Source organism: Micromonospora echinospora (assembly GCF_014203425.1).
Lineage (GTDB): Bacteria > Actinomycetota > Actinomycetes > Mycobacteriales > Micromonosporaceae > Micromonospora > Micromonospora echinospora_A.
In genome coordinates this window covers 5,111,672-5,122,622 of sequence record NZ_JACHJC010000001.1, presented here as the reverse complement: position 1 = coordinate 5,122,622, position 10,951 = coordinate 5,111,672, and the positions used below count along the sequence as shown (strand labels likewise).

Here is a 10,951-nt window from a genome sequence, read left to right as displayed (position 1 = left end):
CGGTTCCGCCCCTGGCGTGCCCCTAGCGCCCCCTATCGGCGCACATACATCTATCGGACCGACGTTCCAGGACGGAGCATGACGACGTGGACGAAGCAGTGGTGGTCACGGAGCTGGTCAAGCGGTACCAGCCCAATATGCCACCGGCGGTGGACGGGCTGAGTTTCTCCGTCGCCGCCGGTGAGGTCTTCGGCCTGCTCGGGCCGAACGGTGCGGGCAAGACGACGACGATCGGGGTGCTGACCACACGGGTGCGGGCCACCTCGGGCCGGGCCCGGGTGTGCGGCGCGGACGTGATCGGCTCGCCCGCCGCCGCCCGGCAGTTGCTGGCGGTCGTACCGCAGCGGGTGAACCTGGACCGGGCGCTGACCGTCCGGCAGAACCTGCTGTTCCACGCGGCCTACCACCGGGTGCCCCGGGCGCAGCGCATCCGGCGGGCGGACGAGTTGCTGGACCAGATGGGGCTCAAGGACTTCGCGAACCACCGCACCGACTTCCTGTCAGGCGGCCTCGCCCAGCGGACGATGATCGCCCGCGCGCTGATGCACTCGCCCCGGGTGCTCTTCCTCGACGAGCCGTCGGCGGGCCTCGACCCGCAGTCCCGGCTCTTCGTGCACGACCGGATCGCCGAGCTGAAACGGGACGGCGTGACAGTGGTGGTCACCACACACGACATGGACGAGGCGGAGAAGCTCTGCGACCGGGTCGGCATCGTCGACCACGGCAAGCTGCTCACCATGGACACGCCGTCCGCGCTGACCCGTACGCTGCCGGGCAGCAGCACCCTGACCCTCGTGGTGACCCCCGGCGCCTCCGCCGAGGAGGTGCGGGCCGCGCTCGATGCGATCCCCGACGTGGAGCGGGTGGAACACTTCAAGATGACCGCCAAGGTGCCCGTCGCCGCGCCGGCGTTTCCCGGCATGCCGGCGATGCCGACGCCCGCCCCGGTCCCGGACGCGCCCGCCGACTCGGACGCCCCCCTGTCCTTCCGGGTCTACACCAGCGGTCAGCCGGCCAACGCCATCCCGATGGCGATGAAGATCCTCGCCGACCTGGGTTGCGAGGTTCGTGACCTCAACATCGGCCAGCCCAGTCTGGAAGATGTCTTCATCCACCTGACCGGAAGGGAACTTCGGTGAGCGTCACCGCCCCCGCCCCCCCGTCCGCGCCGTCACCGCCCGCGGCGCCGCCGCCGGTGCGCGCGCTGGACCAGCTCGCCACCTTCCGCGCGGTGCTCTCGCGGGACCTGTTCGTCACCGGCCGGGAGCTGGTCGGCTTCCTGCTCCAGGTCTTCATCCAGCCGCTGTTCATGCTGCTGATCTTCGGCAAGGTGCTCAGCGACCTGGGCTACGCCAGCGACGACTTCTCCAACGTGCTGCTGCCCGGCGTCATCGCGCTGAACGCCTTCCTGATCGGCCTGGAGAACACCGCGCTGCCGATGATGATGGACTTCTCCTTCACCCGGGAGATCGAGGACCGCCTCCTGGCGCCTATGGCGACCCCGCTGGTGGCGCTGGAGAAGATCGTTTTCGGGGGCATCCGTGGCCTGATCGCCGGTGTGGTGCTGATCCCGGTCGGCATGCTCATGCTCGGCGTCACCTGGCCCTGGGCGGTGGTGCTCAAGGTGGTCGGGGTGTTGGCGATCGGCGCGCTGGTCGGCGCGGCGGTCGGTCTCGCCTTCGGCACCCTGGTGCCCACGCAGCACATCCAGATCATGTTCACCGTGGTGATGACCCCGATCATGTTCACCGGTGCCACCCAGTTCCCGCTGCTCGGCCTGGACTCGCTGCGCTGGTACCAGGTGATCTGTTCGCTGAACCCGCTGACCTACATCAGCGAGGCGACCCGGTCGCTCGTCGGCCCGCCGGGGGTCGAGTCGCTGCCGCTCTGGCTGTGCATGTGTGTCCTCACCGGGGTCTTCGTGGCGTTCTCGGCGATCGGCATGCGTGGCTTCATGCGTCGCGCCATGGACTGACCGCCCGGGACGCGGTCCGCCGAGGGCCCGAACCGCACCTGCGGTTCGGGCCCTCGCTTTCGCCCCGTGTCGCAGGGGGCCGGTGGTCACCGCGCCCCTGCGACAGCCGTCAGGACGTGGCGCTCTGTGTCTCGTCGGCCAGCGTCTCGGCGTACACGACGAGCCGGGACGGCAGGTCGGTCCGGCGCTTCACGTCGAGCTTGCGGTAGACCCGGGTCAGGTGCTGCTCGACAGTGCTCACCGTGATGAAGAGCTTGCTGGAGATCTGGCGGTTGGTGTGGCCGTGTGCGGCCAGCGCGGCAACGCGCCGCTCGGCGTCGCTCAGCCCGTCGTCCGGTTCCTGGAGTTCGGCGGCGGCCGGGTACGCCGGCAGTCCACTGCCCGGCTCCCGGCGGATCAGCCGCTGAGCCAGCACCGACGCCCCGCAGTCCTGCGCGAGCTGGTAGGCGCGGCGGACGAGCAGCCGGGCGCGGGCGGAGTCTCCGGCGCGCTGTAGCGTCTGACCGGTGTCGCCGAGGGCGCGGACGAGCTCCAACCGGTCGCCGCTGGACTGGAGCAGGCTGACCGCCTCGGAGAGCAGCTTGCGCCGGTGGTCCTGGGCGGCGGTGGTGGCGAGCAGGCGCAGCGTACGGCCCCGGGTCCGGTCGTCGACCCCGTGCGGCACCCGCAGTTGCTCCTGCAGGAGCTGCATGGCCTGCGTCTTGTTGCCGACGCTGAGCTGCACCCGGGCCAGCTCCAGCCGCCACGGCACCAGTCCGGCCGCGTCGATCCCCCACGTGCGCATCAGCTCGCCGCAGCGCCGTAGGTCGGTGGTGGCGGCGTGCGGCCGGCGTACGGCCAGGTGGTGCCGGCCGCGTGCGGCCAGGTAGTGCAGGCCCAATGGGGTGCGGAACATGCCGGGCGGGGTCGGGTGGGCCAGCCACCGGTCGGCCTCGGCGAACCGGCCCGACTCCGTTGCGGACGCGATCAGGGTAGACAGCGGTCCGGCGATCGCCACTCCCCAGGCGGGGGCTGGCATGTCCTCCAGGGCCGCGCGGGCGTGGTGCTCGGCACCGGGCAGATCGCCGACGCGCAGGGCCGCCTCCGCCCGGATCGCCCGGATCACCGCCCGCCAGCCCGGCGCGTGCTGAACCACCGGCCGGTCGAGCAGCACGTCGCCCCAGACCGCGGCCCGGTCCGACCGGCCGGCCCAGAGCAGCGCCAGCAGGGGCGCGGTCAGCAGGCCGAGGGCGCCGTCGTCCGTGTGGTGGCGCTGCAGGATCTGCTCGGCGGTCGGCACCGTGTCGTTGTCGGCGGTCGGCGTCAGCGCGGTGCCGAGCACCGTGACCGCCTGCAGGAGCGGGCTGACGGTGGTCGGGGCGCCGGCCGCGCGGCTCCAGGTGGCCGGGGTCTGCCGCACGCTCGCCAGGTGGTCCGGGTGGGAGAGGGAGACCAGAAGCTGCATGATCCGCAGGCGGCCGGGCGGGGTGGCCGGAGCCTGCTCCTCGTCCGCCGAGAAGCCGCCGACGGCCTCGGCAGCCTCGTCGACGCGGCCCTGCCAGAGCAGGTACGGCACGGCGGAGAGGCTCGCATCGGTGGACCAGCCGGCGGCCCGCGCCGTCTGCACCAGCTCCGTCAGCTGCCCGTTCACCGTCAACGGGTTGAGCTGCCAGCGGGCATTCACCAGCATCTCGGTGGTGGCGGTGCGTTGCCGCTCGTCCACCGGCGCGCTGGCGAGCAGCCGCAGGCAGGCTGCCGCCACGTCGGGCCGGCCGGACGAGAGCGCGTGACCGGCGGCGTCCTGGAGCACCGGCACCCGCCAGCCGGCCACCGTCGCACCGGCGGCCACGAGGTGCTCGGCCACCACGCTCGCCTCGGCGCCGCGGTCGTGCAGCACCTCGGCGGCCCGCTGGTGCAGGCCGCGCCGCTCGTCGGCCGACATGTCAGCGAGGATCGAGTGCAGGATACGCGAGTGGCGTAGCTGGTCGGACTCCATCAGACCCGAGGTACGCAACACCCGCACCGCCGGGACCGTGGTCGCGGGCATCACGTCGAGGAGGTGGCCGAGCAGTTCGGTCGACGCGGGCCGGTCGAGCACGGCGAGCGCCTGGGCCACCCGGCGTACCCCGGGCTCGTGGCGGTAGAGGCACCCGAGCACGGCCTGGTCGAACGCGTCACCGACGGACGGAAGGTCGTGGTCGCTGCCCTCGCCACCGGCCCGTTCGTCGAGCAGCGCCCGGGTGAGCAGTGGATTGCCTCCGGTCATCCGGACGTAGTGTTCCGCGGTCCTGCGGGTGTCGGCGTCGTCGACGGCGCCCTCGACCAGCCGGGCGACGGCGTCGACGGTCAGTGGTGGCAGGCTGATCCGGGAGAAGTGCGGCTGGCTGAGCAGCTCGGCGCGGAACAGCGGGTGCGGCGGGCGCAGCGTCGACGCCTCCGCGAACACGACCATGATCCGGGCGTGGCGCAGCCGTCGGGTCACGTAGAGCAGGCAGTGCAGCGAGGCCGGGTCCGCGTGGTGCACGTCGTCGACGAGGAGGACCAGGGGCCCGTTGGCCGTCAGGTCGATCAGGGTGGTGAAGAGGCCGTGCAGCAGGGGTGCCCAGGCCCGGTCTCCGTCGGACGCCTCGCCGCCGACTTCGGGCAACGGCACCGCGGAGGTGGCGTCGCGCAGCAGCTTCTCGACGTGGGCGGCGGCCTCCGGGGCGAGTCGTGCACTGTGGAACAGTTGCCCGACGACTCCCAGGTGGAGACCGCGCTCCGCCCGCGAGCCGGTCGCGCTCATCACCTGCCCGCGGGAGCCGGCCGTCCACTCGCCGAACGACTCCAGCAGGCTGGTCTTGCCGCTGCCCACGGCACCGGTGACCAGCGCGACGTGTCCGCGCTGCTGCTCTTCGCACGCGTGGAACACGCGCCGCAGACGGGTGATCTGTTCCTCTTGCTGAACCAACACCTGCGCGTAAGCCCTCCTTGTACGCGGCGCGGGCCTGGAACGCCGGTGCGGCCCGACACCGCCACCCCTGCCGGAGACAGCCGCCCCTCCGCCCGCGTCTCGACGGGTGGGGGTGGAGCGCGCCGGGCGGCCACGCCGGGTGGACCTGAAATCCTTCGTCGGACCGGTCTTCTCGCCGTACGGTCCGCGTGTCGAGGCGAGTCTGGCACCGGCATGACGGTGCGACAACGGGCGTGAGACCCCATCGTTTCGCACCCAAACCTGCGGTCCCAGAAGGCATTTAGGGGTTGCGCGATTCGGGGTGAGGGGTGTTGGAGCCGATCTGCCCGGGGAGGCGACACGCCGGTGAGCGGCTGGTGTCGGGGCGTACAGCTTGATGGTGCCACACCGCGACTCCCGGCGCATGCCGGCGGTACCCACAGTGGTGGTGAGCGAACTCTTCGCGACGGTCGGCGAGGGCGACAGTCGCGTGACGCCCGGCGGCTGTTCCGTGCGGAAGCCCGACCGGGATCAGCGGGGCCGAGGGCCGGACGGACGGCCGCCCGGGGGGTCCGTGCCCCGCTTCAGCGGATCCAGCACCGTCGTACCGGGGCGGTCGAACCGCAGCCGTCCGGCGAGTTCGCTGCGCGAGTTGACGTCCAGCTTCCGGTAGATGCGCGTCATTCGCTGTTCGATCGCGCTGACCGTCAGGAAGAGCTTCTCGGCGATCTCACGATTGGTGTGACCCTGGGCGGCCAGGGTGGCCATCCTGGATTCGGTGTCCGTCAGGCCCTGGACCAAGACCGCCCCACCTGCCCGGCTGCCGGTGGCACCGTCTCTGGTGGACAGGGCGCTGGGCCACAACGTCGGGATGCCGCACTCCTCCGCGAGAGCCCGGGCCGACCGGGTCGCGGCGCGGGCCTGCCGCCGGTCGCCGGCCTGCTCGTAGGCGTGACCGAGGTCGGCAAGGTTGTGCGCCAGTTCCATCCGGTCGCCGCACTGCCGCAGCAGCCGTACGGCGCTGCGCAGGTGCGGGATCCGTTCCTGTCCCTCCTCGGTCGCGGCCAGAACCCGCAGGGCCGCGGCCCGGTACCGGACATGGACGGGCCGCAGCCGGGCCAACTCGTCGCGCACCAGCTTGCGCGCCTGCTGACGGCGGCCCATCCGGAGCAGTGCCCGAGCCGACTCGGTGCGCCACGGCACCAGGCCCGAGAAGTCCAGCTGCCACCGCTGCATCAGCTGCCCGCAGAGCTGGAAGTCGGCCAGCGCGGCCTCGGGGCTTCCCGCGGCGAGGGCGTGCGTCCCGCGGGCGTGCAGGTAGTGCAGCCCGAGCGGGGTCTCGAAGATCGCCGGCGGCACCGGCACCTGAAGGCAGGCGGCCGCCGTGTCGAGCTGGTCCATAAAGGTCAGGGCCCGTATCCGGACGGCGAGAGGTATCCCGATCACCACCCCCCAGCCTTTCGGCGAGAGCTGCCCCAGTGCCTCGTCGGCCAGCTTGCCGGCGCGGGGGAGGTCGCCGAGCCGGCCGGCGACGGCGGCCCGCAGGGCGGTGAGCGTGGCCGAGGGGGTGGGGTGGTGCGGGGTGGCGAGGTGGCGGTCCAGCCGGTCGCACCAGTCGTCGGCCAGGTCGAGCTGGTCGGCGTAGATCATGGCGACGAGGGCGCAGATGACCCTCCACATGTTCGGTTCGTCGTCCGGCCCGGTGGTCGACAGTGTCCGCTCGGCCTCCTCGACCACGCCCGCGTCACCCCGGGCCAGCACGCCGGACAGCAGGATGAGTCCGCTGAGCCCGTGCTTGACCCGGGCCAGCGTGAGCGGATCCCGCGCGGCCACGGCGGGCGCGGGCCGGTCGACCATGACCCCGGGATAGAGCGTCGAGATCCAGCCGGTGATGATGAGCAGCTCGGCCACGGACTGCGGATCGGCGGGATCCGACCGCTCGCTCAGGTGCCTGACCAGGTCGACGGCCTTGTCGATCTCACCGTGCCAGAGGAGGTACTGGATGGGGCCGGCGGCCTGTTGGCTGCCGAGGTGCCCGGCCCGGATGGCGGTGGCGACGCTGACCAGGTGCGGGATCGTGGCCTGCGGATCGAGTCGCCACTCGGCGCGCGCCAGCGCGGAGCGGATCCGCGCCCGCAGACACTCGCCGACGCCACTGCGGTGCGCCCGGCGCAGGTACCGCAGGGCGGTCTCCACCTCGCCGTCGAGCAGCGCCTGCTCGCCGGCGTCCAGCAGGGTCTGCGCCATCCAGGGTTCGGCCAGCTCGCCGATGTCCACCAGGTGCGGCGCGATCCGGGCCGGGGGCGCGCCGTCGTCGTGCAGCAGGCGGGCTGCTCCCAGATGCAGCCGTACGCGTTCCTCGGCGGTCATCCCGTCGATCACGGCCTGGGTCACCGCCGGATGGCGCAACCCCTGTTCGTCGATCAGCCCCGCGCTGGTCGACTTGTCGACAGCGCCCAGCGCGGGGTGCAACCGGGCGTCGACGAGATGCGGCAGCAGGCTGCCGTGCAGCGGCTCGCCGGTCACGGCGAGCACCCGGGCGGCGTTGAGCACCAGGCGGTCGCAGCGGTACAGGCAGCTCAGCACGGCCTCCCGGAACGACTCGCCGACCGCCGGGGCGTCGGCGGACCGTGGCGCGGCTGCCTGGTCATCGGCGAGCGCATGCACCAGGAGGGGATTCCCGCCGCTGATCCGGTGGCTCTCCTCGGCGATGCTGCGGGCGAGCGGGATGTCGAGCCGCTGGGCGAGCAGCTGGAACGTCCCCTCGGCGGTGAGCAGCGGCAGGCGGATGCGGTGCAGCTTCGCCGGTTGCAGCATCTCGGCGTGCACGTCCGCCTGCCACGGCCGGGTGCGTGGCGCCTCCGTCAGGACCATCAGCAGGGATAGACCGGAGAGCCGCCGGGCCACGTAATCGAGACAGCGCAGCGACGGCACGTCCGCGTGGTGGATGTCGTCCACCACGATGACCAGCGGCCCCCGCGAGGTCAGTTCGAGCAGGGCGCGCCCGATGGCGGCGGTGAGCCGGGCGTTCTCCGCGTCCGCCGGATCGGCGTCGATCCATGCGAGGGCGCCCGCGTCCAGCAGCCGGGCGAGGCGGGCCCGGATGTCGGGGGCGTCCGCGGCGCACGACGGCACCGCGCGGACGAGCTGCCGGACGACCTCCAGCGGTACGCTGCGCTCCGCGCGGGAGGCGCTCGCGCCGATGACCCGTGCTCCGGCGTCGCAGGCGCGCCGGGCGAAGGCCTGTGCGAGCGCGGTCTTGCCGGAGCCGACCGGGCCGGTCAGCACGGTCACCGGCCGGTCGGTCGGCGAGGTGCCGCCGCGGAGCAGGTCTGCGAGTCGGCGCTCCAGCAGGCCGAGCTGGCTTGAACGCTCGGTCAGCTCCATCACCGCCCCCTCCGGGGGAGGGCCGCGTGCCCGGTGCGGCCCGACAGCTCGACCAAATTGGAGACCGGCAATTCTTGACCCATTCCATTATCGGCAAGATCGACTGGTGTCGAGCTTTGCCGGTGCGCCATCGACCGACTTGACCGGTTGGCTGCTGCGAGCCGTGTTCCCGTGTGCGTCGGCGATAATTCCCCAGCTCTCTCGGGGTCGACACTTCCTATCGACCTCCTTGATGGTGGGAGTATGGCAGTTGGGCAATTGGGCGGCAAGCCGAGTTGTGTAAAGGATGAGCAAACACGGGTCACTTGTCTCGGGTGACCCGACCGGGGGTGGCGACGGAAAGTCGCCGGCTGGTCCCGTACCGTGACAGAGCGCTCTCATGAGCCGATGGTTCCGCTTATTCGGCCCGCCTGCTGATTGGCGAATTAGCTCTTCCGTGCTAATCCGGCCTAATCCGGCGTCCGGGCGTTACCGGTCGCTCTGGCCGAGAGGTTCGAAGCTGCCGCGGTTGCGGCGTGCGGAGGCGTCGAGCTGAGCGTCATCGTCGTTGAACTCGGCGTTCGTGACCCCGCCCGTGCCGATCCCGGCGCGTGCGGGCGTGGTGCCGGAAGCTGGCGTGGAGGTGCCGTCCGCCCCCGGGGTGGGGCTGTGCGGTCTGGTCGGGGCTCCGGCAATTGCCGGAGGCGCTCGATTGTTGCGATGTAAGGCATTGATGCCGGAACTGCGATCGATGCCGGTCCGACCCTGCCGGCGGTCGAGGCTCGGTGTGCGTCGGCGGGCCACGATTCGGACGTTTGGGAGATTCTGCGATTATGTATGAAAAAGAATTACGCATCCGAGTGTCCTGTTGGTTGCGGAGGTCTGCGGTCCCATCCGGCCTGAAGGCTGATCTCATGCGGCACGCGTCAATGCGATAAAGCCGTGAAGGCGAGCTGCCAGCCATCGAGAAAGACGTTTTACGGTCGATTTTCGCTCGCTGAGGATAAATGCGGTCTCTGCATTGTTCGCCGAGCCGGAGTGAGCGCTCGGGTCGGCCGTTGTGTCAGGACGGCCGGGATCCGGTCCTAGCTGGCCAGTAGGCCCGGACAGGGGGATTCGGACTCGGCGGCTAGGGGTTGTGCCCGACGATAGCCCGGCCCTAATTTCGGGGCACCCGGTCTCCACCGTCTGGATAGCCGGACATGGGGCCGTGCAGGCCCGAGACCTGAAGGGTTCTGTGGCCGTCGTGATGTCCCAGCTGCCGCCGCGACTCGTTGCGGCCCCACGCAGGGGATAGCGGAGATGACACTGCTGCCGGTGCTGCGTGGATTCGGTGCGGATCGGGCCGACGCGGTCACGGTGGCCGGAGAAGCCCTCTCCAGCGAGGCCCTGCTGGGCTGCGTCACCGCCGTCGCTGATCGGATCAGGGGCGCGACCGCGGTCGCGGTCGACGGCACACCGACGCTGGAAGCGGTGGTCGGAATGCTCGGCGCCCTCCTCGCCGGGGCGCCGCTCGTACCGCTGCCTCCCGGCGCCGACGAACGCGAACGCCGCCGTATCCTGCGGCAGTGCGGAGCGACGGTGATCCTCGGCCGTGCCCCGTCCGGGGCCGACGGCCTGTCCACGATCCCGGTCGACCTGCGAGAACACGCCTCGACGCGGCATCCCGAGCCCGCCCCGGGCAGCGACGCCGTCATCCTCTACACCGGAGGCGCATCAGGGCCGCCACGAGGGGTGCGCATCTCGCGCCGCGCCATCGCCGCCGACCTCGACCTTCTGGCCCGTGCGTGGCACTGGAGCGAGGAGGACGTGGTCGTCCAGGGCACCCCGCTGTTCCGGGCGTACGGTCTGGTCGTCGGCCTGCTCGGCGCGCTGCGGGCCGGTAGCCGTTTCGTCCACCTCGACCACGCCGGCACCGGGCCGGTCGGCTCCGTGCACCTGGCGTCGCCCGACCAGTGGGCGAAGATAGCGCTGGACGGCCACCGGGCCCGGCCGCTGTCCGCGGCGCGGATCCTCGTTTCCGCGGACGGCCCGCTGGCCCGCGCCGTGGCCGAGCGGCTCCGACTGCTCACCTCGCACCGGCCGGTGCAGGCCTACGGCACCACCGAGACGCTCGTCGCGCTGACCGGGCGGGCCGGCGACCGTACGGTTCCGGGCGCTGTCGGCACCCCCCTGCCCGGCGTCGAGACGCGCGTGCTGGACCGCGAGGACCGGCCGGTGCCGGCCGACGGCCAGTCGGCGGGCGAGCTGAGCGTCTGCGGGCCGATGCTGTTCAGCGGGTACGTCGGCGGGCGGAGCCTCGCCGCCGGTCGCTGGCACGCCACCGGGGACCTGGCCAGCGTGGCCCCCGACGGCACGTACCGGATCATCGGGCGATGCGGGCTCGACGTGGTGCAGAGCCGGGGCCGGCGGATGCCCGCCGGGCAGATCGAGGAGGCGTTGCTGAGCCACCCCGGCGTGCGCGAGGCCGCCGTCGTCGGCACGCCGCACCACGCGCTCGGCGAGCAGGTCACCGCCTACGTCGTCGCCGAGGGGGTGACCGCGCAGGTGCTCATCGACCACGTCGGCCGGTACCTCTCGGCGGGCCAGCGCCCCCGGCGGGTGCACTTCGTCGACGAGCTGCCGCGCAGCGCCTTCGGGCGGATCAGGAAGTCCCTGCTGATCGCCGGCGGCTGAGACGGCCGGACAGCGGGCAGCGG

The 10,951-nt window shown here is 72.1% G+C and carries 5 protein-coding genes; 3 read left to right on the top strand and 2 right to left on the bottom strand.

What is annotated here, in order from left to right:
• Positions 1-86: 86 nt before the first annotated feature.
• Entirely contained in the window at positions 87-1,139 is a 1,053-nt protein-coding gene (locus FHU28_RS23640) for an ABC transporter ATP-binding protein (protein ID WP_104112191.1), read from the top strand.
• Positions 1,136-1,975, top strand: coding sequence for an ABC transporter permease (locus tag FHU28_RS23635; RefSeq protein WP_030498870.1), 840 nt, complete (start codon positions 1,136-1,138; stop codon positions 1,973-1,975). The genes FHU28_RS23640 and FHU28_RS23635 overlap by 4 nt, the downstream gene beginning before the upstream one ends.
• Positions 1,976-2,084: 109 nt before the next feature.
• Here FHU28_RS23635 and FHU28_RS33125 read toward each other — a convergent pair whose 3' ends face one another.
• Both FHU28_RS33125 and FHU28_RS23625 read right to left on the bottom strand, forming a co-directional pair.
• A complete protein-coding gene (locus FHU28_RS33125; RefSeq protein ID WP_184686647.1) occupies positions 2,085-4,907 on the bottom strand; it encodes a helix-turn-helix transcriptional regulator in 2,823 nt (940 codons plus the stop codon).
• Between the two features lie 510 nt (positions 4,908-5,417).
• The gene (locus tag FHU28_RS23625; RefSeq protein WP_184686646.1) at positions 5,418-8,273 is read right to left on the bottom strand and encodes an AAA family ATPase; all 2,856 of its coding nucleotides are present in this window, start codon (positions 8,271-8,273) and stop codon (positions 5,418-5,420) included.
• 1,281 nt (positions 8,274-9,554) lie between these two features.
• Between FHU28_RS23625 and FHU28_RS23620 the strand changes: the two genes are divergently transcribed.
• On the top strand, positions 9,555-10,928 hold the full coding sequence (locus FHU28_RS23620; protein ID WP_184686645.1) for an AMP-binding protein: 1,374 nt from the start codon (positions 9,555-9,557) through the stop codon (positions 10,926-10,928).
• The last annotated feature ends 23 nt before the right edge of the window (positions 10,929-10,951 follow it).